The 25,515-nt window shown below is 72.5% G+C and carries 15 protein-coding genes; 6 read left to right on the forward strand and 9 right to left on the reverse strand.

The features are described from left to right. The first annotated feature begins 42 nt into the window (after positions 1–42). Both ACZ4V6_RS14150 and ACZ4V6_RS14155 read left to right on the forward strand, forming a co-directional pair. Positions 43–1,254: a pyridoxal phosphate-dependent aminotransferase gene (locus ACZ4V6_RS14150; protein WP_467826452.1), complete on the forward strand. Its 1,212-nt coding sequence runs from the start codon at positions 43–45 to the stop codon at positions 1,252–1,254. A gap of 102 nt (positions 1,255–1,356) precedes the next feature. Then, the gene (locus ACZ4V6_RS14155; protein ID WP_467826455.1) at positions 1,357–1,779 is read left to right on the forward strand and encodes an SCO4983 family protein; all 423 of its coding nucleotides are present in this window, start codon (positions 1,357–1,359) and stop codon (positions 1,777–1,779) included. 368 nt (positions 1,780–2,147) lie between these two features. On the opposite strand, the gene ACZ4V6_RS14160 is transcribed toward ACZ4V6_RS14155, so the two are convergent. Then, positions 2,148–3,980, reverse strand: a complete 1,833-nt coding sequence (locus ACZ4V6_RS14160) for a phosphoenolpyruvate carboxykinase (GTP) (RefSeq protein WP_467826458.1) — start codon at positions 3,978–3,980, stop codon at positions 2,148–2,150. A 386-nt stretch (positions 3,981–4,366) separates the two neighbouring features. Between ACZ4V6_RS14160 and trhA the strand changes: the two genes are divergently transcribed. From trhA to ACZ4V6_RS14175, 3 genes are read left to right on the forward strand one after another with little or no spacing between them, the layout of a single operon-like run. Beyond that, complete coding sequence (gene trhA, locus ACZ4V6_RS14165; protein ID WP_467826460.1) at positions 4,367–5,080, forward strand: PAQR family membrane homeostasis protein TrhA; 714 nt, start codon at positions 4,367–4,369, stop codon at positions 5,078–5,080. A 42-nt stretch (positions 5,081–5,122) separates the two neighbouring features. Continuing rightward, positions 5,123–5,794, forward strand: a complete 672-nt coding sequence (locus tag ACZ4V6_RS14170; protein ID WP_467826462.1) for a TetR/AcrR family transcriptional regulator — start codon at positions 5,123–5,125, stop codon at positions 5,792–5,794. A gap of 33 nt (positions 5,795–5,827) precedes the next feature. Next, entirely contained in the window at positions 5,828–6,559 is a 732-nt protein-coding gene (locus tag ACZ4V6_RS14175; protein ID WP_467826464.1) for a Mut7-C RNAse domain-containing protein, read from the forward strand. On the opposite strand, the gene ACZ4V6_RS14180 is transcribed toward ACZ4V6_RS14175, so the two are convergent. From ACZ4V6_RS14180 to ACZ4V6_RS14200, 5 genes are all read right to left on the reverse strand, one after another. Continuing rightward, entirely contained in the window at positions 6,556–8,976 is a 2,421-nt protein-coding gene (locus ACZ4V6_RS14180; RefSeq protein WP_467826467.1) for a galactose oxidase-like domain-containing protein, read from the reverse strand. The genes ACZ4V6_RS14175 and ACZ4V6_RS14180 overlap by 4 nt on opposite strands. Beyond that, on the reverse strand, positions 8,973–10,160 hold the full coding sequence (locus ACZ4V6_RS14185; protein WP_467826469.1) for a polyprenol monophosphomannose synthase: 1,188 nt from the start codon (positions 10,158–10,160) through the stop codon (positions 8,973–8,975). The genes ACZ4V6_RS14180 and ACZ4V6_RS14185 overlap by 4 nt, the downstream gene beginning before the upstream one ends. After that, a complete protein-coding gene (locus tag ACZ4V6_RS14190) occupies positions 10,157–11,806 on the reverse strand; it encodes a phospholipid carrier-dependent glycosyltransferase (protein ID WP_467826471.1) in 1,650 nt (549 codons plus the stop codon). The genes ACZ4V6_RS14185 and ACZ4V6_RS14190 overlap by 4 nt, the downstream gene beginning before the upstream one ends. Continuing rightward, positions 11,803–13,065, reverse strand: a complete 1,263-nt coding sequence (locus tag ACZ4V6_RS14195) for a glycosyltransferase (protein WP_467826473.1) — start codon at positions 13,063–13,065, stop codon at positions 11,803–11,805. The genes ACZ4V6_RS14190 and ACZ4V6_RS14195 overlap by 4 nt, the downstream gene beginning before the upstream one ends. A gap of 204 nt (positions 13,066–13,269) precedes the next feature. Beyond that, positions 13,270–15,300, reverse strand: a complete 2,031-nt coding sequence (locus ACZ4V6_RS14200) for a thioredoxin domain-containing protein (protein WP_467826474.1) — start codon at positions 15,298–15,300, stop codon at positions 13,270–13,272. Between the two features lie 343 nt (positions 15,301–15,643). Here ACZ4V6_RS14200 and ACZ4V6_RS14205 point away from each other — a divergent pair, with 343 nt between their 5' ends. Then, entirely contained in the window at positions 15,644–18,583 is a 2,940-nt protein-coding gene (locus ACZ4V6_RS14205) for an AfsR/SARP family transcriptional regulator (RefSeq protein ID WP_467826499.1), read from the forward strand. A 240-nt stretch (positions 18,584–18,823) separates the two neighbouring features. Here ACZ4V6_RS14205 and ACZ4V6_RS14210 read toward each other — a convergent pair whose 3' ends face one another. From ACZ4V6_RS14210 to ACZ4V6_RS14220, 3 genes are all read right to left on the reverse strand, one after another. Next, on the reverse strand, positions 18,824–20,680 hold the full coding sequence (locus ACZ4V6_RS14210) for an AfsR/SARP family transcriptional regulator (RefSeq protein ID WP_467826476.1): 1,857 nt from the start codon (positions 20,678–20,680) through the stop codon (positions 18,824–18,826). Between the two features lie 136 nt (positions 20,681–20,816). Next, a complete protein-coding gene (locus tag ACZ4V6_RS14215) occupies positions 20,817–23,678 on the reverse strand; it encodes a non-ribosomal peptide synthetase (protein WP_467826478.1) in 2,862 nt (953 codons plus the stop codon). Then, on the reverse strand, positions 23,675–25,515 hold a 1,841-nt coding region (locus ACZ4V6_RS14220; RefSeq protein WP_467826480.1), incomplete at its 5' end, for a condensation domain-containing protein. The genes ACZ4V6_RS14215 and ACZ4V6_RS14220, both read right to left, overlap by 4 nt.

Genomic DNA, 25,515 nt, shown 5'->3' on the forward strand with positions numbered 1-25,515 from the left:
AAACACGGCCCACGGGCCGTGACCGGGTCGTAAGCTCGCGGCATGCAGGTGATCCAGTCGACCAAGCTCGCCAACGTCTGTTACGAGATCCGGGGCCCGGTGCTCGAGGAGGCGATGCGGCTGGAGGCGGCCGGTCACCGCATCCTGAAGCTGAACACGGGCAATCCGGCGGCCTTCGGCTTCGAGTGCCCGCCCGAGATCCTGGAGGACATCCTCCGCAACGTCTCGACGGCGCACGGCTACGGCGACGCGAAGGGCCTGCTGGCCGCGCGCCGGGCGGTCGTCATGCACAACCAGACCCTCGGCATCGAGACGGACGTCGAGCACGTCTTCATCGGCAACGGCGTCTCCGAGCTGATCGTGATGGCGATGCAGGGCCTGCTGGACGACGGCGACGAGGTGCTCGTCCCGGCGCCGGACTACCCCCTGTGGACGGCCGCCGTCTCCCTGTCCGGCGGCACGGCCGTGCACTACCGCTGCGACGAGCAGTCCGACTGGATGCCGGACCTCGCGGACGTGGAGCGCAAGGTCACCGACCGCACCAAGGCGATCGTCGTCATCAACCCGAACAACCCGACGGGCGCGGTGTACGACGAGGAGGTGCTGCGCGGGCTCACCGGCATCGCGCGCCGGCACAACCTGCTGGTCTGCTCGGACGAGATCTACGACAAGATCCTCTACGACGACGCGGTGCACACCCCGACGGCCGCGGTCGCCCCGGACCTGCTCACCCTCACCTTCAACGGCATGTCGAAGGCGTACCGGGTGGCCGGCTACCGGGTCGGCTGGATGTCCGTCTCGGGACCGCGCGCGCACGCCGAGTCGTACATCGAGGGCCTGACGGTCCTGGCGAACATGCGGCTGTGCGCCAACATGCCGGGCCAGCACGGCGTGGTCGCGGCGCTGAGCGGGCGGCAGACCATCAAGGACCTGGTGCTGCCGGGCGGGCGGCTGCGCGAGCAGCGGGACGCGGCGCACGAGGCGCTGACCAGCATCCCGGGCGTGACCTGCGTGAAGCCGAAGGGGGCGCTGTACCTCTTCCCGCGCCTGGACCCCAAGGTCTTCAAGATCAAGGACGACCGGCGGATGGTCCTGGACCTGCTGCGCCAGGAGAAGATCATGGTCGTCCAGGGCACCGGCTTCAACTGGCCCGAGCCCGACCACTTCCGCGTGGTGACCCTGCCGACGGCCACGGACCTGCGGGAGGCGGTGGGCCGGATCGGCGGCTTCCTGGACGGCTACGGCCAGCCCTGACCCCCGCACCATGCATACACATGGTCCTGTTTTGCGGCCGACTCAACTTTAGATCGATTCCAATGTAGGATGGCTTCCTGTAAGCGTTCAGGAGGCCGTCCCATGTACGAACCGATCCGCAGCAAGTCGGTCCACAGCACGGTGGCCGGCGGCACCTCGGACTTCCCCCACCGGACCCGTGAGGAGGAGCTGGACATCCAGCTCGCGGGTCATCTCGCGGCCCTGCTCGCCACCACGGACGAACTGCGCGCGTCGGCGCCCTCCGAGGAGCTGGACACCGCGGCCGACCGGCTCGCCGAGCAGGTCGCCCGGCTGCGGGGAGGTCACGAGCCGGTCCGGGCGCCGGTGACCACCGCGCCGCACGCATCGCACCTGGCGGCACTGCACCGGCGGGCGCACACCCTGGCGGGCCGCGCCCTCGTGGTGGCCGCCTCCCGCGCCGACACGGCGGCGGCGATCCTGACCGCCGAGCGCATGGACGCCCACGCCGCGGCCCTGGAGCCGCGCGAACTGGCGTCCCGCTGAGCCCTTCGCGGGCTCCCTCGACGGCCCCGGTCCGCGCGCACCCGCAGCGACGCGCGGACCGGGCGCCACTCACCGCGTGGCTCGGGCGGGCCGCTGCGGCACCGCGGGGGTGTCTGTCCGTCGGCGGCTTTCGGTCGTGTGTGGTTGCTCGCGCGGTTCCCCGCGGCCCTTCGGGGCGCTTCATCACCGGCGCGGACATGCCGAAGGGCCGGGTCCGTCGCACGCCGTTGTGCGGGGACCCGGCCCGAGCGGGGCCTCTCCGTGCTCCGGGACATCGAGCTACTGGAGCGGAAGAGGTCCCTCGCGGCCGGCCTTCGTGACGACTTCGCGGGTCAGGGCTAGCCGGACCGGCCGCGGAACCAGGGGGATCAGCCCAGGCGCTTCACCAGCGCGTGGTACTGGTCCCACAGCTCGGCGGGCGTGTGGTCGCCGAAGGTGTTGAGGTGCTCGGGGACGAGCGCCGCCTCCTCGCGCCACACCTCCTTGTCGACGCTGAGCAGGAAGTCCAGGTCGGACTCGGGCAGGTCGAGGCCGTCGGTGTCGAGGGACTCCCTGGTCGGCAGGACGCCGATCGGGGTCTCGACGCCGTCCGCCTTGCCCTCCAGGCGCTCCACGATCCACTTCAGGACGCGGCTGTTCTCACCGAAGCCGGGCCAGACGAACCTGCCCTCGTCGTCCTTGCGGAACCAGTTGACGTAGTAGATCTTGGGCAGCTTGGACTGGTCCTTGTCCTTCGCCACGTCGATCCAGTGGCCCATGTAGTCGCCCATGTTGTAGCCGCAGAACGGCAGCATGGCGAACGGGTCGCGGCGCAGCTCGCCGACCTTGCCCTCGGCGGCGGCGGTCTTCTCGGAGGCGACGTTGGCGCCGAGGAAGACGCCGTGGTTCCAGTCGAAGGACTCGGTGACCAGCGGCACCGCGGTGGCGCGGCGGCCGCCGAAGAGGATCGCCGAGATCGGCACGCCCTTGGGGTCCTCCCACTCCGGCGCGATGATCGGGCACTGCGCGGCGGGCGTGGTGAAGCGGGCGTTGGGGTGCGCGGCCGGGGTGCCGGACTCGGGCGTCCAGTCGTTGCCCTTCCAGTCCGTCAGGTGGGCCGGGGTCTCCTCGGTCATGCCCTCCCACCACACGTCGCCGTCGTCGGTGAGGGCGACGTTGGTGAAGACGGAGTTGCCCCACAGGGTCTTCATCGCGTTGGCGTTGGTGTGCTCACCGGTGCCGGGCGCGACGCCGAAGAAGCCGGCCTCGGGGTTGATCGCGTACAGGCGGCCGTCCTCGCCGAAGCGCATCCAGGCGATGTCGTCGCCGATGGTCTCCACGGTCCAGCCGGAGATCGTGGGCTCCAGCATGGCGAGGTTGGTCTTGCCGCAGGCCGACGGGAAGGCGGCGGCGACGTACTTGGGCTCCCCGGTGGGCGGGGTCAGCTTCAGCACGAGCATGTGCTCGGCGAGCCAGCCCTCGTCGCGGGCCATGACGGAGGCGATGCGCAGGGCGTAGCACTTCTTGCCGAGCAGGGCGTTGCCGCCGTAGCCGGAGCCGTAGGACCAGATCTCGCGGTCCTCGGGGAAGTGCGAGATGTACTTGGTGCTGTTGCACGGCCAGGGGACGTCCTCCTGGCCCTCGGCCAGCGGGGCGCCGAGGGTGTGCACGGCCTTGACGAAGAAGCCGTCGTCACCGAGCTCGTCCAGGACCGGCTGTCCCATGCGGGTCATGGTGCGCATGGAGACGGCGACGTAGGCGGAGTCGGTGATCTCCACGCCGAGCGCGGACAGCGGCGAGCCGAGGGGGCCCATGCAGAAGGGCACGACGTACATGGTCCGGCCGCGCATGGAGCCGCGGAACAGGCCGCCCTCGCCGCCCGTTCCCCGGAAGATCTCCCGCATCTCGGCGGGGTCCTTCCAGTGGTTGGTCGGGCCGGCGTCCTCCTCCTCGGCGGAGCAGATGAAGGTGCGGTCCTCGACGCGGGCGACGTCGGACGGGTCGGAGGCCGCGTAGTAGGAGTTGGGGCGCTTGACCGGGTCGAGCTTCCTGAAGGTGCCCTTCGCCACGAGCTCCTCGCACAGGCGCTCGTACTCGGCCTCGGATCCGTCACACCAGACCACGTTGTCCGGCTGCGTCAGTTCGGCGATCTCGTCCACCCACGAGATCAGCTCCTGGTGCTGGGTGGGGACGACGGGGGGAGCCGCGATGTCGCGCGCCACGTTTGCTCCTAAATGAGGGGTTTTGTGTTGGAGGCCCCGTGGGGGCTGCGACCCGGATGCGTCACGCGAGGAGCTCACGCTGCTCATCCGGTGCCGACCGCACTCATTTGATCATCCGATGAAAGCGCCCATATGTCCAGAGGGCCTCACACCTGAGCGGGGTGAGGATCGCCACGTACCAGGGGCCGCCTCCGTGTTTTTTTGCGTGCGCCTGGAGTTCGCCTGAAACTTCTTTTACTCCGGCGACCGCCGGAGCGGACGCGGGCGTGCGGTCGGCGCGCACGGGAAACGCCGGGGCGGGCATCCCGTGAGACGATGACCACACGCCGTCCGCCCGGTTCCGCTACTGATGCGTAACTTACGGTCCCGTAGGTACGATGCGGTCCATGACTGCGTCCGCCTCTGACGCGCCCAGGGACACGCAGGCCGACGGCCGCGGTCCCGTGGCGCTCTCCCTGCCGCATCCGGTCAAGCCCAAGCTGCGCGGCTGGCTGCACCTCGGGATGTTCCCGGCCGCTCTCGTCGCGGGCCTCGCCCTCACCGCCCTCGCCGACTCGTCCAGAGGACGCCTCGCCTGCGGGATCTACGCCGTCACGGCCTGTCTGCTGTTCGGCGTCAGCGCGCTCTACCACCGGGGCAACTGGAGCCCGCGCATGGACGGCGTCCTGCGGCGCCTCGACCACGCCAACATCTTCCTGATCATCGCGGGCACCTACACCCCGCTCACGATGCTCCTCCTGCCCGGCGCCCAGGGGAAGTGGCTGCTGTGGGGCATCTGGGCCGCCGCGGCGGCGGGCATAGCCTTCCGGGTCTTCTGGGTGGGCGCACCGCGCTGGCTCTACACCCCCTGCTATCTCGCCATGGGCTGGGCGGCCGTCTTCTACCTCCCCGAGTTCATGCGGGCGGGCGGCGTCGCCGTACTCGTCCTGGTGATCGTCGGCGGGGTCCTCTACAGCGCGGGCGGCGTGATCTACGGCCTCAAGCGCCCCAACCCGTCGCCGCGCTGGTTCGGCTTCCACGAGGTCTTCCACGCCTTCACCCTGGTGGCCTTCATCGCGCACTACGTGGGGATCTCGCTGGTGGCCTACCAGCACGCGTAGCCCCTGGCCGGGCGTGGCCGCGGCCCCGGGCGGTGTCCGACAATGGTCCGCATGACGGCCGCACCACCCTCCCCGCCCTCCCCCTCCTCCCGGTCCGCCCTCTCCCCCGCAGGCCGGCCGCGGCCCGGCCTGCGGGAACGCAAGAAGGCCAGGACCCGCGAGGCGATCCGCGCCGCGACCTACGGGCTGATCCGGGAACAGGGCTACGACACGACCACGGTCGAGCAGATAGCCGACCGCGCCGAGGTGTCGCCGTCCACCGTCTTCCGCTACTTCCCGGTCAAGGAGGACATCGTCCTCACGGACGCGTACGACCCGGTCGTGCTGGAGGAGTTCCGGGCGCGGCCCGCGGACGAGCCGTGGCCGAAGTCCGTCCGGTACGTGATGCGCACGGTGATCGGCCGGGGCGTCGAGGCCGAGCCCGAAGCGGTCCGGCTGCGCACCCGGCTGATGTCCGAGGTGCCCGCGGTGCGCTCCCGGATGCTGGAGGGCATGTCGGTCACCGGCCGTCTGCTCGGCCGCGCCGTCGCCGACCGCACCGGTCTCGACCCCGACGGTCTGGAGACGCGGGTCCTGTCGATGTCCCTGGTCGCCGGTCTGATGGAGGTCTCGCGGTACTGGGCCGAGCACGGCCACGAGGAGGACCTGGCCGACCTGGTCGAGCGCGCCCTGGACGTCCTGGAGCACGGCCTGCCGGTTCCCGCGGAAGCCTGAGGGCGCCGGACTCCGGCGTGCCATCCTGATCAGGTGAACGGTCCCGAGATCCACGTCGAATTCGCCCCCGGACTACGCCTGTTCGTCCCCCGTGCCCGCCCCACCGGCGCCACCCGCGCCGCCACCGACGGCGTCTCCACCCTCGGCCACGTCGTCGAGTCCCTCGGTGTCCCCCTGACCGAGGTCGGCGCGCTCCTCGTGGACGGCCGCGAGGTGCCGCCCGGACACGTCCCCACCGGCGGCGAGTCGGTGACCGTGCGGCCCGTCGAGCACCCCCAGCGGGTCCCGGGCGCTCCCCTGCGCTTCCTGCTCGACGTGCACCTCGGCACCCTCGCCCGCCGGCTGCGGCTGCTCGGCGTGGACGCGGCCTACGAGTCGACGGACCTCGGCGACCCGGCGCTCGCCGCGCTGTCGGCGGCCGAGAAACGGGTCATGCTCAGCCGCGACCGGGGCCTGCTGCGCCGCCGCGAGCTGTGGTCCGGCGCCTACGTCTACAGCACCCGCCCCGAGGAACAGCTCCGGGAGGTCCTGGAGCGCTTCCGGCCCGAGCTGCGGCCCTGGACCCGGTGCACCGCCTGCAACGGCCTGCTGAAGGAAGCCTCCAAGGAGGAGGTGGCGGACCAGCTCGAGGGCGGCACCCAGCGGTCCTACGACGTCTTCGCGCAGTGCACCGCGTGCGGGCGCGCGTACTGGAAGGGCGCGCACCACGAACAGCTGGAGGCCATCGTGGAGCGCGCCCTCGCGGAGAACGGGCGGGAGCCCTAGCGCTTCGTCCGCACGTCCCCCCTGCCGCAGGCGACGCCGTCGCGGTCGGGGTCCAGGCGCAGCGGGTCGTCCCCGCCGTTGACCTCCAGGCGGCCGTAGCCGTTGCGGGCCAGCCAGGCGCAGCGGGCGGCCGTCGTCCTCCCCGCCTCGGCCGGGAAGACGGTCGGCACGCAGACGCCGGCGGAGCCGTAGTGCCGGTCGCAGCCGGAGACGGCGGGGCCGACCGGCTGCGAGGCGCGCTTCCGGCCGGGGCCGGTGGCCTTGCCCCGCGGGGCGTCGGCGAAGGAGTGGACGTGCGCGGAGGCGTCCTTCGCGGCGAGGGCCGCGGGGCCCTGGAGGTGCACCCACTTCGCCACCGAGGGCACGCCGTTCGCGTCGACCGCGAAGAGCATGTACCAGCCGGGCGGGGCCAGGTCGGGGTTGCTCGTCACGTTCAGGTCGACGTTGTTCCCGTCCACGGACAGCGGCAGGTCCACGAACCGCTGGTTCGGGTCGGAGGAGTGGGTGACGGCGGCCGGGCGGATCAGCTCGGCCTTGGCGACGGGCCGGTCGACGGTGATCCGCTGGGTGTCGCCGTAGGTCCACTCGGTGTCGATCACCGAGGTGATCACGGGCCGCTCGCCCTTGAACAGGTACGGGGGCGTGTAGACCGACACGTCGTGGTTCCAGGAGCCGTTGCCCGGGTTGTCGCCGGTGGACATCACCCGGCCGTCGGGCAGCAGGAACGACGACGAGTGGTAGCCGCGGGCCTCCGGGTCGGCGGCCACCGGGTCGAAGGTCTCCGTCGCCGGGTCGAAGAGCGACGACTCGAAGACCGGGTTCGCCCGGTTGTGCAGCGCGCCGCCGGTCTCCAGCACCTTGCCGTCGGGCAGCAGCACGGCGGAGACGTACATCTTGCCCTGGTTGCCGGTCTGCGGCACCGGTCCGTCGCCGAGGTCGACCGTGCCCTGCGGGAGCGGGGGCCCGGCGACGTAGGCGGGGTCGGGCCGCTTGAGGTCGATGATGTCGGTCAGGCGGTTCGCGTCCGGGTTGGAGTCGATGTTGCCGCCGCCGATGGTCAGCACCTTCTGGTCCTGCGCCGGCGGCAGCAGCACGCTGGCCGACTGGTCCCGCACGTCCTTGTCCTGGAGGCCCGGCACCTGGGTGACGGTGTTGGCGTCGTAGTCGTAGATCGCCGCGCCGGTGCCGGGGATGTTGTCGCCGAAGACGTGGCTGCCGGAGTAGAAGAGGCGGCCGTCCTGCATCAGGATCATCGACGGGTACAGGCCCCAGTACGACCAGGTCTGGTTGACCTGCCAGGCCGGCAGCCACTTCTGCTGCGCGTCCGACCACCGCTCGGCCGTCACCGACCCGGTGGAGTCCTCGCGCAGCCCGCCGAAGGAGATGACGTCGCCGTTGCCGAGGACCGTCGCCGACGGGTACCAGTGGCCGTCGTTCATGTCGTTGGTCTTCGTGTAGGTCTCGGTCTCCGGGTCGAAGACGTACGAGTCCTTGAAGCCCTGGTAGCCGATGGTGCCGTCCGCCGACGGGTAGCCGGCGTTGCCGCTCATGACGAGGACGCGGCCGTCCTGGAGCTGGACGTGCCCGGCGCAGAACATGTCCTTGGGCGTCGGGACCGTCCGGTACTCACCGGTCTGCGGGTCGTACACGGCCGAGGTGAAGGTGCCGGCCTCGAACATCTCCGGGTCGTTGCCGGAGCCGGCGATCAGCAGCACCTTGCCGTTGCGGAGGACGACGGAGTGCATGGAGCGGACCGGGTTCCGGGTGGGCAGCACGTCCCAGCGGCCGTCGGCGCACTCCTTCGCGGTGCCCATGCACTCCGGGTCCGGGACCGGGTCGGCGACCTGCTCCATCGTGTAGTCGTCGGTCGTCGCGGAGCCGGTGCCGTAGACGGAGACGCCCCAGCTGATGCGGTCGGTGCCGGCCGGGACCTCGGGCGTGCGGACGCTCGCCTCGGTCCAGTCGGCGGCCGTGGCGAGGGTCTTGAGGTCGGTCCAGTACTGCCAGCCCGCGGTGGCGTCGTGCCGGAAGAGGGTGAGGGAGGCGTCCGGGGTGGTGGTCCGGTACCAGAGCGACAGGTCGTACTGCCTGCCCGCCGTCACCACGGGCGCGCACTCGGCGGACTCGGTGATCAGGGCCTTGCGGTCGCCGTCCGCCCGGCGGGTCAGCTCGACCTTCATCGCCTTGGAGCCGGTGTGCGCGTCGGCGGTGGTGGTGAAGGAGAAGTCGTTGTCGCCCCAGCCGGACTTCTCCCAGCAGTACGGCATGTCGCCGGTGCCGGCGGTCTCGAAGCCGGGGTTCTCGACCAGGTTGGCGGCCGAGGCGGGCTGGGGGGCGGTGAGCAGGAGGCCGCCGGTGAGGGCGGACACCGCCAGGAGGGCGGAGGTTCTCCTGCGGGGCCCCGGGGGCCTTCTCATGCGTCTCTCCTTGACGTACGGCGCCGGCGCGGGAGGTACACGAGCGCCTCCGTCCCGGCGAAGCGCAGGACGAAGGTGATGACGAGGGCCAGTGCGGTGGCGGGCAGCACGGCCAGCCCGAACTGCCCGACGAGCAGGGCGATCAGCGGGATGCGCAGCACCAGGTCGGCGTTGGCGATCAGCGCGAACCGCAGCGTCCGGTCGGCCCAGTGCCGGTGCCGGCGCCGGTCGCGGAAGAGCAGCCGCTCCAGGAGGAGGAGGTTCCAGGCCACCCCGAACTGGTTGGCGAGGATCTCGGAGGGCAGGTAGTGCAGCCCCGCCGCGGTCAGCGCCCACAGGGCGGCCAGGTTGGGCACGAAGCCGCTCAGCCCGATCAGCCCGAACACGACCATGCGGGCCGGCGCCGAGGCGGTGCGCAGCCCGGCCAGGTGGCGCAGGAAGCGCAGCCCCTCCCGCGCGGTGGACTTGGACTCGCCCGCGAACCGCTCCGCGAAGACGAACGGCACCTCGGCCACCGCGTGGGGGCGGCTGCGGACGGCGAGTTCGAGGAGGATCTTGTAGCCGAGCGGCTGGAGGACGTCCGCGGTGACCTCGCTGCGGCGGATGGCGAAGAAGCCGCTCATCGGGTCGCTGATGCCGCGCAGCCGGCGCGGGAAGAGGGCCTTGGTCAGCCAGGTCGCCGCGCGCGAGACGGCCACCCGGTAGCTGCCCGCGAGTCCGGCGCGGCTGCCGCCCTCGGTGTACCGCGAGGCGACGACGAGCCCGGCGCCCGTCCGCTCGCCGGTGGCGACCAGCTCGGGGACCAGGGACGGCGGATGCTGGCAGTCGCCGTCCATGACGACGATCCAGTCCGACCCGGCCGCCTTCAGGCCCTCGACGACCGCGCCGCCGAGCCCGCCGGCCGGCTCGTCCCGGTGCAGGACGGTGACCGGGAACGGGCAGTCCAGGGCCGCCTCCCGGACGACGTCCGGGGTGTCGTCGGTGGAGTCGTCCACGAAGACGACCTCGCAGGGCAGCCGGGCCGGCACCGACTCGGTGATGCGGTGCAGCAACTGCCGTACGTTGGCCGACTCGTTGAAGGTCGGTACGACGATGGTGACGGCGCCCGGCTCGGGCACCTCCGCGGCCGCGGGGCGTACGGCCGGACGGCCCAGCTCGCCGGGGACGGTGGACTCGTGGCTCATCGGGCGGCTCCGGAAGGCTGGACACGGCGGATCTCGACGCGGTCCGCGCCGGCACCGAAGACGGCGACCGGGGTGGAGTGGTTCATGGCGGCCCGGACATTGGGCAGGTCGGCCGCGTCGCGCCGCACCGTCGGGGAGGCGACCACGTAGTCGAGGTCGCGCCAGCCGCGCGGCATCGTCCTGGTCACCGCCGGGTCGAGGTCCGCCTTGTAGAACCAGATGGCGCCGAGCCCGGGCCGGTACCCGGCGTGCACCAGGTCCAGCCAGAGCGCGTCGTCGACGAGGACCCGGGTGCCGGCGGGGTCGGCCACCTCCTCGGCCAGCCAGTCGGCGGCGGCCTCGTAGGGGGCGTTGGCGTCGGCGGTGACGGCGGTGCGGTCGCCGTCGTACCAGCGGGGTACGACGTGGGCGCCGGCGGCGAGCGCCAGCACGCCGACGAGGGCGTACCGGCCCGCGGTGACGCCCCGTCCCTCGGACTCGGCGCGCCGTCTGCGCAGCACGGCGTGGGCGACGCTCGCCGCGCCGCCGGCCAGGACCAGGGCGAGGAAGGGCAGGGCCTGGATGACGTACATGGCGGGCAGGTAGCCGTTCGGGCGCAGGGCGAGGGCGGCGAGGACCGCCACCGTCAGGGCCGGACCGGCCAGGGCCCGTGCGGTGACCGACCAGCGCCAGGTGGCCAGCAGCAGCAGCGCGCCGGCGAGCCCGCCGAGGGGCAGCACGCGGTCGTAGTACAGCCAGGACTGCAGGACGCCCCAGGAGCCGGAGCCCTGGTCGAGGACGAAGCCGGAACCGGGCCTGGTCATCTGGTAGACGACGCCGTCCCACAGGGAGACGTGCCCGCCGCCCGGCAGCAGCTCGCCCTTCAGCAGGGCGAACAGGGGGTAGGAGAAGCCGATGAGCGCGCAGGCCGTGACGGCGCCGGTCAGCGCGAACTTGCGGGTGTCGGGGTGGCTGTGGCGCCACATGGTGACCAGCAGGGCGGGCAGGACGACGAGCATCGTCTCCTTGGTGAGCACGGCCGTGGCGGCGGCGACGCCCGCGCCGAAGTGGTGCCACAGGTGGCGGCTCGGGGAGGCGGCCAGCGCGAAGGCCAGCAGGGTCCACGTCACCGCGAGGTTGTCGAGGAAGATCTCCCGCTGGAGCACGACCGACAGCGGGGAGAGCCCGAACAGGGCCATGGCGAGCCCGGCGGCCCAGCGGGGCAGGGAGAGCCGGCGGGCGATGACGTACACGAGGACCGCGGAGACGGCGGCGACCAGGAGCATCACCGCGCGCATGGTGCCCACGGTCATCGACTCGGGGCTGATCAGCGAGGGTGTCCAGGTCAGCAGGGCTATCTGGATCCAGCCGAGCGGCGGGTGGTCGTACCAGTAGGTGTAGTGGGCGAGGCCCTCGCCCTGCTGGACGGCCCAGGCCTGGGCGAGGTAGGTGCCCTCGTCGTCGCTGAGGGCCGGGTAGTCGGAGATGTTCCAGCCCTGCACGACCATGATCGCCAACAGCAGCGTGCCGCACAGCAGGAGGTCGGGGCGCGAGGAGCGGAGCCGGCCCGGTGACGCGGTGCCGTGCGGGGCCGCGCCGGTGTCGTGGGCAGGACGGCGTTGCGCGGGGACCGTGGTGCCGGTCGCCGCGGGGAGGGTGGAGGTCACGCGGGAACGTCCTCTCGGTCCACGGGCGCGAGGTGGGCGCCGACATGGCTGGTCAGCTCCCAGTCGTTGCGGCCGCGCTGCTCGCGCCAGACGGCGCGGACGGCGGCCCCGGCGAGCAGGACCTGGTAGAAGGGGCCGCCGGCGATCAGCTTCAGGTAGTGGGTGAAGCGGACGCGGAGTCCGTACTGCTTGCCGAAGTCGTGCAGGCCGACGACCTCGAAGACGAAGGTGACGAGGGCCGTGACGGCCGGCAGGAAGGTGACGAAGGCGATGCCGACGGGCACGTCCAGGAAGAGCGCGACGGCCGCGTTCAACGGGATGATCACGCCGGTGAAGGCCTGGAGGAACGGCGTCATCAGGGTGTAGCGGGCCAGCAGCCGCTGGGCGAAGGTGGGCAGTTGCCTCCAGTCCTTCTTCCGGTACACCTGGAGGAATCCCTGGTTCCAGCGGGTGCGCTGTTTGAGCAGCGACATCAGCGTGCCCGGGGTCTCCTCCCGGGTGACCATGTCGGAGTCGTAGGCGACGACGACCTTCTTGCCGGTGCTGGAGAGCCGGACGCCGAGGTCGCAGTCCTCGGCCAGGCAGTCGGGGTCCCAGCCGCCGGCCCCGCGGAGCACGTCCGTGCGCACGAAGACGGTGTTGCCGCCGAGCGGGATGAACCCCTTCTGCGCGTGCAGGTGCAGCCGGGAGCGGAACCAGAAGAAGTACTCCAGGCAGTTGCGCAGGCTGTACCAGCTGGAGTGGAAGTTGATCAGCTGGACGCCCCCCTGGACGACGTCGGCGCCGGTGGTGCGGAAGGCGTGGTCGACGTGGGCGAGCAGCTCGGGATGGACCTGGTCCTCGGCGTCGAAGACCCCGACGACGTCGCCGCGGCAGTGCGGCAGCGCCGTGTTCATGGCCTTCGGCTTGTTCTTCCTCTCGTGGGTGTCGACGACGACCCGGACCCGCGGGTCGCGGCCGGCGGCCCGCTCGGCGACCGCGGTGGTCTCCGGGTCGTCGTGGCCGACGATCACGATGATCTCGAAGTCGGTGTGCGTCGAGGTCAGCAGCCGCTGGACGGTGTGGTCCAGCACGGCCTGTTCGTGCCGTGCGGGCAGCAGCAGCGAGAACGACACGTGCTCGTCGCCGTCGGGTCTGCTGAACCGGGTGGAGGCGAGCACCTCGGGCGTGCGCCAGGCGTGCATCTGCCACCACAGCGTGAACGCCGCCATCCAGAAGAGCGCCAGTGAGACGGCGGCGACGAGAACGGACGTCAGCAAGGAAAGATCCCCCCAGATCTTCGAAAATCCCCCTGTCGCGACGGACCACCCGGATCAGGTGTCCGCCGCGTCAGGTGAAGAGGCTAGGGGTCTTCCGTGAAACACATCGGCTGTTTCGGTGAAGAGCGTGTTTCCTCACACAGATGGCCGATTCTGGACGGTTCGCCCGCCGGTCCCGTCGCGGTGGGTTCCGTTCGCGTCGTCTCAGCCGCTCAACGCCGCCCGCAGGCGCTCGGGATCGGTCGTCGGCGCGTCACAGGTGAAGCCGCGGCAGACGTACGCGGCCGGCGCACCGCCCACCAGCGGGCGGCCGGCGAGCAGCGGGAACTCGTCGCTGCCCTCGGTGCCGACGGCGACCACCGCGCCCGGCGCCGTCCCCAGCAGCGCCGTGCGGTGCAGGCCCCGGGTGGCGTCGTCGCCCGTGTCCGGCCCGACGACGGCGACCTCGCGGGGCCCGTCGAGCAGGGCCTCGGCGACGGCGAGGCCCCAGCCGATGAAGCGCGGGACGCGCGGACCGAGCGCCTTCACCACGCCGAGGGCGTGCTCGGCCGCGCTGCGGTGGGGCTCGGAGCCGGTGTGGGCGGCGTAGGACAGCAGGGCGCCCGCGGCGGCGCTCCAGCCGGACGGGGTGGCGTTGTCGGTCGGGTCCTGCGGACGGCGGATCAGCTTCTCGGCGTCGGCGGCGGTGTCGTAGAGGGAGCCGGAGTCGTCGGTGAAGCGGGCCAGGACGTGGTCGAGCAGCAGCCCGGCGAAGTCCAGCCAGACCCCCTCCCCGGTCACGGAGGCCAGCGCGAGGAAGCCCTCCGCCACGTCGGCGTAGTCCTCCAGCACCCCGGCGTTGGCGCCCGCACGGCCGTCCTTGCTGGTGCGGAAGAGCCGGGCCTGCTCGTCGAGGTGCAGCCGCACCAGCAGGTCGGCGGCGGCCACGGCGGCCTCGACCAGGTCGGGGCGTTCGAAGTAGGCGCCGGTCTCGGCGAGCGCGGCGATCGCCAGGCCGTTCCAGGCGGCGACCACCTTGTCGTCGCGGCCGGGGGCAAAACGCCCGTCCCGCGCGGCCAGCAGCCGCTGCCTGACCGAGGCGATCCGCTCCGCGTCGAAGACGCCTTCCTGCTGGGGGAGCTGCAGCACGGAGGAACCGTGCTCGAAGGTGCCCTCCTCGGTCACGCCGAAGTACTGGGCGGCGAGCGCGGCGTCGTCCTCCCCGAGGACCTCGGCGAGCTGCGCGGGCGTCCACACGTAGTAGGCGCCCTCGACGTGCCGGCCCGTTCCGTCGTCGCTGTCCGCGTCCAGCGCGGAGGCGAAACCGCCCTCGGCGGTGCGCAGTTCACGGACCATGAAGTCGGCGGTCTCCAGCGCGACCCGGCGGGCGAGGCCGGAGCCGGTGGCCCGCCACAGGTGGGCGTAGACCCGGCACAGCAGGGCGTTGTCGTAGAGCATCTTCTCGAAGTGGGGCACGACCCACTCGCGGTCCACGGAGTACCGGGCGAAGCCGCCGCCGAGCTGGTCGTAGATCCCGCCGCGCGCCATGCGCTCGCAGGTGTCCCGCGCCATCTGGAGCGCGCCCTCGGCGCCGGTGCGGGCGTGGTGGCGCAGCAGGAACTCGATCACCATGGACGGCGGGAACTTCGGCGCCCCGCCGAATCCGCCGCGCTGCGCGTCGTACTCCCGGGTCAGCCCGAGCAGCGCCTGCCCGAGCTCCGCCTCGCCGGGCGCCTGCCGGTCGCCGTAGGAGATCTCCCGCCCGGCGAGGTCGCGCACGATCTTGCCCGCGACGTCGGTGACCTCCTCCCGCCGGTCCGTCCAGGCCTGCTGGACGCCCTGGAGCACCTGCCGGAAGGACGGCATGCCGTGACGGGGCTCGGGCGGGTAGTACGTGCCGAAGTAGAAGGGCTCCGCGTCCGGCGTGAGGAAGACGGTCATGGGCCAGCCGCCGTGCCCGGTCGCCGCCTGCACCGCCTCCATGTACACGGCGTCGACGTCGGGGCGCTCCTCGCGGTCGACCTTGACGCTGACGAAGTGCGCGTTGAGGAACTCGGCGGTCGGCCCGTCCTCGAACGACTCGTGCGCCATCACGTGGCACCAGTGGCAGGCGCTGTAGCCGACGCTCAGGAGGACGGGGACGTCGCGCCGCCGGGCCTCCTCGAACGCCTGCGGCTCCCAGGGCCACCAGTCGACGGGGTTGTCCGCATGCTGGAGGAGGTACGGGGACGTTGCCTGCGCGAGTCGATTGGGCATGCCCCCATCTTCGCGCACGCCCCGGGGCCCGCCCGTGTGCCACGGCAGTGGGCGTGGCCGCCGGGTGACCATCGGGCCAATTTTGCGTGGCCGGAAATCACCACTGGAAAAATGAGCAGTACTCATCTTCATCCACCGGACGTCCGAAGCGGACGCGTTTTGCCTCAACTCCCTTTTGTTACTGCCGGTTAGAGCTTGCCTACTGCACAGTAGCTTCTGCCTCCGTCGTATCGTGGGTTCAAGGACAAGCCGTCGGTATTCGGGTGGCAACGGGGATACCGCTTCCACCTGTCCGCGAAGCACGGGGATCAAGGGGAGCATGGGGAAGCGGCTGGAATTCCGGATGCTGGGGCCACTCGAAGTACGTTTCGGAGATGCCCAGGTGCCTTTGGGGGGGCCACGGCACCGCACGATTCTCGCTTTGCTGCTCCTCAGCCCCGGCCGTGTCGTCCCGGTCGACTCCCTGATCGACTCGGTGTGGAACGAGCGCCCGCCCGCGACGGCGCGCACCCAGGTCTCCATCTGCATCGCGGCGCTGCGCAAGGCGTTCAAGAACGCGGGCTGCACCGAGGAGGTCATCGTCACGACGCACCCCGGGTACCTCCTGCGGCCGGGCCGGCACGCACTGGACACGGCCGAGTTCACCGAGCTGGTCGCCAGGGCCGAGGCGGCGGTGCGCGACGAGCGGCTGCCGGAGGCGTCCCGCGCCTACGCGGACGCGCTGCGGCTGTGGCGCGGCCGCCCGCTGGCCGGTGTCATGGGCCTGCGCGTGGAGGACGAGGCGCAGCGACTGGAGGAGCTGCGGCTCAACACCTTCGAGGACGCCACCGCCGTACGGCTGCAGCTCGGCGACCACCAGCGGGTCCTGCCCGACCTGGCGGCGATGGTCCGCAGCCATCCGCTGCGGGAGCGCGCCCGCCACCAGCTGATCACCGCGCAGTACCGTTCCGGCCGGCGGGCCGAGGCGCTGGAGACCTTCCAGGAGGGACGGCGGTGGCTCATGGAGGAGCTCGGCATCGAGCCGGGCCCCGCCCTGACCGACCTGCGCGACGCCATCCTGCAGGACGAGCGGTCGCTGTCGGTGCACGACCCGGACGGCGAGCCGGTGCCCCGGCCGAACCCCGGCGACCCGCTGGAGCTGCCGCCGGACGTACCGAGACTGGCCGGCCGCAAGGAGGAGCTGGCCCTGCTGGGCGAGCTGCTCGACACGAACGGCGTCGTCCGGGGCCCGGCCACCGGTCTGATCACCGGCGTCGCCGGAGTCGGCAAGACGGGCCTGGCGATCCACTGGGCGCACAGCGTCGCGGAGTTCTTTCCCGACGGCCAGCTCTTCGCCGACCTGCACGGCTACGACGAGCACCTGGAGCCGACCGGCGCCGACGAGGTCCTCGGCCGCTTCCTGCGGTCCCTGTCCGTGCCCGCCGCCCAGATACCCGCGGAGCCGGAGGAGCGGGCCGCGCTCTACCGGAGCCTGCTCGCCGACCGGCGGGTGCTCGTCGTCCTGGACAACGTCCGCAGCTACGCGCAGGTGCGCCCGCTGCTGCCGAGCGGCGGCGGCTGCTGCGTGCTCGTCACGGGACGCGAGCAGATCCCGGAGCTGGTGGCCTGGCCGCCCCGGGCCTGGGTGCGGCTCGGGCCGCTCTCCTCCTACGAGGCGGTGGAGCTGCTGGGCGGCATCGTGGGCGAGGAGCGCATCGCCCAGGCACCGGGCGCCGCCGTCACCCTGGCCGAGCTGTGCGACCTGCTGCCGCTGGCGCTGCGCATCGCCGGGGCCCGGCTCGCCTCGAAGCCGCACTGGACGGTGGAGCACCTGGTGCGCAGGCTCAGCGACGAGCGGCTCCGGCTGGACGAGCTCAGCCAGGGCGAGTCGCAGGTCAGGGCCAGCTTCGCGCTGACGTACCGGGGGCTGGCCCCCGAGGCCGCGCGGCTCTACCGAAGACTCGGGCTGCTGGACGTGCCGGACTTCTCCTCCTGGGTGGCCGCCGCCCTGCTCGGCACCGACCTCTACACGGGGGACCGTCTCATCGAGGAACTCGTCGACGCGCAGTTCCTCGACGTGGTCGGCCAGGACGCGTCCGGACACACCCGCTACCGTTTCCAGAACCTGCTGCGGCTGTTCGCCCGGGAGCGGGCCGAGGAGGAGAGCGCCGAGGAGCGGCGCGCCGTCCTGGACCGCGTCTTCCGCACCTACCTGTTCCTCGCGTCCGAGGCCCACCGGCGGTCCTTCGGCGGCGACTTCAGCATCATCCACGGCACGGTCGTGCCGCACCCGCTGCCGCGGGAGCTGACCGACGTGCTGCTGGCCCGGCCGCTGGACTGGCTGGAGGCCGAGCGGCTCTCGCTGACCGCGGTCATCGGCCGGGCGGCCGCCGCGGGCCTGGACGAGCTCGCCTGGGACCTGACGCTCTCGGTCCTGGTCCTCTTCGAGACCCGCAACTACCTCGACGACTGGCGCGAGTGCGCGGAGCGCTCGCTGGCCGCGGCCCGCGCCGCGGACAACGCGCGGGGAGAGGCGGCCATGCTGCACGTCCTCGGCGCGCTGGAGATGCGCCAGCGGGACTTCACCACCGCCTACGAGCTGTTCACCCGGGCGCTGGACCTGCACGAGCGGGCCGGGGAGGAGCACGGCAGGGCCCTGGTGCTGCGGAACATGGCGATGATCGACGAGATGCGCGGCGAGCTGGACACCGCGATGCGGTACAGCACGGCGGCGCTGGACGTCTTCCGGGCGGTCGGCGACCGCTCCTCGGAGGCCCACGTGCTGAACAACATGGCGCAGATCCGCCTCGACCAGGACGACGTCGACGACGCGCAGCGGTTGAGCGAGGAGTCGGTGCGGGTGTCCATCGGGATCGGGGAGGGCGGCGCCCGCAGCCTGGCCCTGGGCACCCACCGGCTGGCCCGGGTCCATCTGGCCCGCCGGGAGTACGACCTGGCCGAGCAGGCCCTGCTCCGGGTGATCCACATCGTGCGGGGCCAGCTGGACATGCTGGGTCTGGCGCACGGGCTGCTGGCGCTCGGGGAGGCCCGGATGGGCTCCGGGCGGTGGCAGCAGGCGCGGGCCACGCTGCGGCAGGCCCTGGAGGCCGCCGCCCTGGCGGGCGGTGCGCTCGTCGAGGGCCGCATCAAACTCGCCCTCGGCACGGCCAGCTGGAAATGCGGCGATTCCCCTGAGGCGCGGCGCAATTTCCTGGGTGCGCTGGCGATTTTCGAGCGGATCGGTGTGGAGGCCTGGATAAGGCGGACCCGTGCCGCTCTCGCCGAACTTCCCGACCCGAACTGACAGGGAGAGGAAAAGAGGGACGGAAAACCGTTCGATAATCAAAGGAAAACTCGCCGCACTACTGTGTGGTTCACATTGTCCTGAACATGGGGGAAGAGAATGATGGACATCCGCGTCACCCACCCGCACGCCGCCCGGGCCACCGGCTCCGACGACGAGAGCTGGCACTGAGTCGCGACGCGGCCCTGCCCCCGAGCCCGGCTCGGGGGCAGGGCCGCGTCGTGTCCGGGTCCGGTCGGTTCACCGGGCGGCCGCAGACCTCGGGTGGGTGCGGGACAGGGCGGACTGGGCGGCGGCGAAGAGCAGCACCAGTTCGTGGAAGCGGTAGAGGGGCCGGCCCCTCAGGTCCACGCCGCACAGGTCGAGCAGCGCGCCGTCCACGAGTTGCTCCAGCCACCGTTCCGCGGTGGCCTCCGTCATGCCGAGGAGTCCGGCCGCCCGGTGCGCGGGGAACGGTTCGGTGCCGATGGAGGTGAGCCGGGCCAGTACCGCCCGTGCCGGCGACGACAGGGCGTACAGCGACGGCAGCAGCGCGGCGGCCACGTCCAGTCCGCCGTGGGAGAGTTCCCGCAGCCGGTTCTCCGGGGCGGCCATCCGCTGGGCGAGGCGGGCCACGGGCCAGAACGGCCGGGCGGTCAGACGGCTCCCGACGATGCGCAGCGCGAGCGGCAGCCCGCCGCAGTAGCCGAGCAGGTCGTCCGTCGCGTCGGGTTCGGCGAGCAGACGGGCCCGGCCCGTGGTGGCGGCCAGCAGGTCGAGCGCCGCTGGATCACCGAGCGGCGCGAGGGCCGTGGTCCGCGCACCGGTGACCTGGGTGAGCCTGGTGCGGCCGGTGATCAGCACCACGACGTCCGGCAGGCCGGCCAGCAGCGGGTCGAGCAGCCTCCCCTCGGCCGCGCCGTCCAGCACCACCAGCAGACGGCGGCCCGTGGTGCGGGCGCGCAGCAGCCGTACGAGGTCCTCGCACTGTCTGCGGTCGGCCCACGCACCGGGGACGGCCGGCGCCGCGTCGGTCTCCCCCAGGGGTTCGCCGAGGTCGCGCAGGATCCGGGCGAGGACGTCCTGGGGACGGCGGGGACGGCCGTCCGTCTCGGACAGTTCGGCGAAGAGCCGGCCGTCGGGGAAGTCCCCGGCGGCGGCGTGCGCGACGTGCACGGCGAGGGCGGTCTTGCCGACGCCGGCCATGCCGGTGACCAGCAGATGGCGCGGGCCCCGGCCGGCGGCCGACTCCGCCAGCTGTGTGCGCAGCACCCGGGTCTCACCGTCCCGGCCGATCAGCTCGTCGACGTCCGGCGGCAGGGTGGTCGGTGCGGCGAAGCCGGCCGCCGGTTCCCGCGCGGGCCGGGTGGCGCCTCCGGGCCCCGGCCCCTGGACGCCCTTCAGGACCGCCGCGTAGGTCGAGTCGAGCGCCTCGCCCGGGTCGATGCCGAGCTGGTCGGCCAGCAGGGTGCGGCCCTCGTAGTAGCTCTGCAGGGCGTCGCTCTGCCGGCCACCGCGGTACAGGGCGGTCATCAGTTGCGCCCGCAGCTTCTCCCGCAGCGGGTGCCGGGCGACGAGGCCGGTGAGTTCGGCGGTGAGCTGCTCGTGCCGGCCGAGCGCCAGGTCGGCCTCGATACGGCTCTCCAGGGCGTGCATCCGCGCCTCCTCCAACTGCGGCAGCTCCGCGTCGGCGAGGTGCTCGGTGACGTTGGCGAGGGCCGTGCCGCGCCAGTGCCCGAGCGCCTCGGCGAGCAGCGCCCCCGCCTCTTGGTGGCGGCGCTGGGCGAGCGCGGCGCGCCCGAGCCGGTCCAGCCGCTCGAACTCCAGCAGGTCCACCGCGCTGTGCGGCGCCTGGAGCAGATAGCCGGGCGGCCTGCGCTCGATGCGCACCTCGTCGCCGAGGAGCTTGCGCAGTCTCGACATGTACGTGTAGATCTGTGCTCCGGACGTGGCCGGCGGCTCCCAGCCCCACAGCAGGAAGTTGAGTCTGCTGTCCGACACCACTCGGCCCTTGGCGAGCAGCAGGGCCGCCAGTACCGTGTGGACCTTGGATCCGGAGAGCGGAATCCGTAAACCGCCCCTGTGAGCCTCTACCGGGCCGAGGACTCGAAAGTCCATGCGACTCCCCCCGTTTGGCATGTACGAACGACGTGCTCGCAACAGAAGCTATGCGGGAGGCCTATTCTCGTGTTATCCGTTCGGTAACACCACCGGTTCGGCACGGTGACGTCCGGGGCCGGCCGGTCGTCGCGGGTCAGTCGTCGCCGACGACCAGCTCGCGGCCGAGGGACGCGGCGACCGTCTTGTGCACGTGCTTGCCGCCGTCGCCGTTGGTCAGGACCACGCAGCCGCTGCCGGAGCGCAGCCGCACCGAGACCAGCGCCCGAAACCCGGCGGTCTGCCCGCCGTGGCCGAACTCCGGCTCCCCCAGGGACCCGTCGACGACCGTGCCCAGACCGTAGAAGCTGCCGGGGAACGCCTCGGTGAGCATCTGCGTGGCGAGCGGCGCGGGCAGCAGGTCGGAGCAGCCGAGGTGGGCCTGGCGGATCTCCACGGCGAGTTGGGCGATGTCGGCGGCGGTGGACCACAGTCCGCTGCCGGCCCGTACCGGCCGCACCCGGAAGCCGTCGAGCAGCGGACGGCCGTGCTGGTCGTGCCCCGAGGCCCAGTCGTCGCGGGTGCCGTGCTCGTCGCCGGGTGGCGTGAAGGAGCTGTCCGCCATGGCGAGCGGTGCGAAGACCAGCTCCGTCACGAGGTCCGCGAAGTCCTGCCCGGTGACGTCCGTGAGGAGCCGTTCGGCCAGCGCCCACTGGCTGCCCGCCTTGCGGAACCGGGTGCCCGGTTCGTGTTCCGCGGTGACGTCGTCGAGCACGGTGTCGAGCTTCGGCATCGGCTCGCCGGGCCGCCACCAGGTCGGGGCGGCCCCGGAGAAACCCGCCGTGTTCGACAGCAGGTGGCGCAGGGTGACGGGGGCGCCGGTGGCGGTGCGGGGCGCGCGCCGCCCGGCGAGGTACCGGTCCAGGTCCGCGTCGAGGTCCAGTACGCCCCGGGCGACGAGGCGCAGCGCGGCGAACGCGGTGACCTGCTTGCTGACGGATCCCGCCTGGAAGCGGGTGCGCAGTGTCACCGGAAGCCCGCTCTCCGCGGACCGCACCCCGTACGCCTGCACTCCCACCAGCCGGCCGTCCCGCAGCAGGGCGACCGCGGCGCCCGGCACGCGGTGCGCGGCCATCGTCCGGGTCGGGTCGGCGGACCCGCCCACCGGTGCCACCCACGTCATCGCCGCTTCCTCACCCTCTGGTGTCCCTTCCGTCCCGGGGCCGTTCCCGTCGCCGGTCCCGTTCGGCGAGGCGCCGTCGAGGGCCTCCGCCAGGTCCTCGACGGTCTCGCCGTCCAGCAGCATCCGCAGGGTCAGGTCCAGCCCGGCCCGCCGCGCGGCTGCCATCACGTGCACGATCCGCATGGAGTCGGCGCCCAGGTCCTGCAGCCGGTCCCGTACGCCGACGTCGGTCACGCCCAGCACCTGGGCGCAGATCTCCACCAGGCGCCGCTCGGTGGGGGTGCGCGGGGCCAGGTAGGCGCGGTCACCGGCGAGCGCGGCCCGGCCGGGAACGGGCAGCGCCGCCCGGTCGACCTTGCCGGCCGGGTTCAGCGGCAGCTCCGGCAGCGGAACGACGGCGGCGGGCACCATGTACGGCGGCAGGGTGGTGGCCAGCCGGTCCCGCAGCACCGCCGGGTCCGGGTCCTGTCCGTCGGCGCCGACCACGTAGGCCACCAGCCACTTCTCGCCCTGGTCGTCGTCCCTGGCCACGACCGCGGCGTCGCGGACGCCCGGTCCGCCGCGCAGCACCTCCTCGATCTCGCCGAGCTCGATGCGGAAGCCACGGATCTTGACCTGGTTGTCGATGCGCCCGAGGCACTCCAGCTGCCCGTCGGCCCGGAACCTGGCCAGGTCACCGGTGCGGTACATACGGGAGCCGGGGGGCCCGCCGTACGGCTCCGGAAGGAACCGTTCCGCGGTGAGATCCGGCCGCCCCACGTAGCCGCGGGCCGTCCCCGCGCCCGCCACGTACAGCTCACCGGTCACGCCGACGGGCACCGGCCGCTGCGCCGCGTCGAGCACGTAGGCGCGGTAGTTGGGCAGCGGCCGGCCGATCGGCACGGTCGGCGTGTCCGGCACCAGGTCGGTGCCGGTGCACCAGACGGTCGCCTCGGTGGGCCCGTACAGGTTGCTGAGCCGGTCGACGCGGCCCACGAGGTCACGGGCCAGGCCGGGCGGGCACTCCTCCCCGGTGGTGACGGCGGTGACCGGCAGCCGGTCCATCCCCGCGGCCAGCAGGAGCTTCCAGCCGGCCGGGGTGGCCTGCACGTGGGTGATCCCCGCGCGCTCGACGAGCCGCAGCTGCGCGGCCGGGTCGCGGGCCTCGGCGTCGTCGGCGAGCACCACCCGGCCACCGGTGACCAGCGGCAGGTACAGCTCGGCGGTGGACACGTCGAAGGCGAGCGAGGTGGCGGCCAGCCAGCGGTGCTCCGGCTGCGAACGGTGCCACCGCCGCATCGAGAAGAGCAGGTTGAGCAGCGCGTACTGGCCGATCTGCACGCCCTTGGGCCGGCCCGTGGAGCCGGACGTGAAGAGGGTGTACGCCAGCCGGTGGGTGCGCGCGGGATCGTCCGGGTCGCGGTCCCCGGACCGGTCCGGCGGGGTCACGGGGCATGCCGAGATCCGTACGCGCTCCCGGTCCAGGTCGAGGACCTCCCCCCGGTACGCGGAGCCGAGCAGCGCGGCGCTGCCGCCGTGCGCCACGGTCAGCCGCGCCCCCGCCGTGTCCAGCATGTACCGCAGCCGCTCGGCGGGGAGCCCGGTGTCCAGCGGCAGATGGGATCCGCCCGCCTTCCAGATGCCGAGCAGCACCGGAAGGGTGTCGGGGCCCCGGTGCAGCAGCACACCGACCACCGACTCGGGCCCCACCCCGGCCTCCCGCAGCCGGTGGGCGACGCGGTTGGCCTGTTCGTCGAGCTGTCGGTACGTGACCGTGAGGCCACCCACCTGCACGGCGACGGCGTCGGGGGTGGCCGCGGCCTGCCCCTCGATCACCTCGTGGACGTAGCGTCTCATCCCCACTCCACCTCGGTGTCGTTGAAGTCGTCCAGGACCTGGGCCAGCTCCGTCACGGACAGCAGCGAGGCGGCCACGTCGCCGTCCGGGTCGGCGGCCATCGCGTCCAGCACCGCCCGGTACATGCCGGCCACGCGCTCCGCGTTGGCCCGGTCGAGCCCGGTGCTGACCGCGCGCAGCACGAGCCGGCCCGGCACGTTGGCCACGGACAGCGTGAACTCGTTGGAGCTGTCCCCGGCGCCCGCCTGCACGTCCACCGCGCTGCCGGCGGTCTGATGGAAGTCCTGGTAGCGGTACATCACGTCGAACAGGCGCCGACCGCCCGCCAGTTGCTGCACGGCGGGCAGCGGGTACCGGCGGTGCGGGTACACCTCGGCCTCCCGGTCGAAGACCTGGCGCACCAGCTCCCGCCAGGTGCGCGCGGTCCGGTCGTGTGCGAAGGGCAACGTGTTGAGGTACATCCCGAACACGCGCTCGGCACCCGGCACTTCGGGACGCGCGCTGTATACGACACCGGTGTGGAAGGCGTCCTCCCCGGTGACCGTGCTGAGCACCTTGAGGTGGGTGGCGAGCAGGACCGCCTTGAAGGACGTGTCGGTGGACCTGGCCAGCTCGCGCAGCGCCGGCTCGATGTCGCGGAAGTCCACGGACAGCTTGAAGTCCTCCCGCGGCGCACCGTTCCCCGCCCCCCACTCCTGCGGCAGCCGGCACGGCGCGTACCGGTCGACGACGCCCTGCCAGTAGGCGCGGTCCTCGTCGGAGGCGAGGGACTCCTGCTCGGCGGCGACGAAGTCGGCGTAGCGCACGGCCACCGGCTCCGGTGCCCCGGGCACGGCCCCGGACGCGTACCCCTGGTACAGGTCGAGGACCTCACGCAGCAGCGACTGCTGACTCCAGCCCTCCGTGATGGCGTGGCAGTGGGTGAAGCCGAGGTGCCAGGCCTCCTCCGACTCGACCAGCGCGGCGAACCGCAGCAGCGGTGGCCGGCCGAGGTCGAACAGCGCGGCCCGCTCGGCGGCGATGTGCTCCTGCCGCGCCCCGGCGAACCCCTCCGTGTCCGTGCCGCGCAGATCCCGCACGACGACCTGCGGCTCGGCCACCGGGTGCACCAGTTGCAGCGGCACCGAGTAGGCCTCCAGGTCGAAGGAGGTCCGCAGCATCTCGTGCCGCTCGACCACGGTGCGGGCCGCCCGGCGCAAGGCCTCGGCGTCGAACGGTCGCCCGTCGTTGATCCGGAAGGTCGCCGTGTTGTGGTACTTGTTCAGCCCGTCGCCCGCGAGCATCTCCACCAGCATGCCGAGCTGCATCTTGGCGACCGGATAGGCGTCCACGATCCCTTCCGGCAGCCGGTTCCGGTCCTCGTCGCCGATCAGGGCGAAGGGCTCCACCGCCCGGTGGCTGTCGACGGGTTCGCCGCTGGTGAGGGTGGCGGCCAGGCCCGCGACGGTCCGGTGCTGGAAGACGTCCCGCACGGCGGCTTCGAAGCCCTCCGCGCGCAGGGCACCGACCAGGGCGATCGCCTTGATCGAGTGCCCGCCGAGATCGAAGAAGTTGTCCTCGACCCCGACCCGCTCGACACCCAGCACCTTGCTCCAGACCCCGGCGATGCGTTCCTCGGTGGGGGTGCGCGGGGCGATGTAGGAGTCGGTGGCGGTCTCGTCGGGATCGGGCAGGGCGCGGCGGTCGAGTTTGCCGTTGGCGGTCAGCGGCAGCGCGTCCAGCTGCACGTAGAGGGAGGGGATCATGTACTCCGGCAGCACGTCGGCCAGATCCGGGACCTCGCCGACGACGTAGGCGACCAGCCGCTGGTCCTGCGAGACGACCACCGCCGCGTCCG

The organism is Streptomyces sp. NPDC029152 (genome assembly GCF_055564355.1).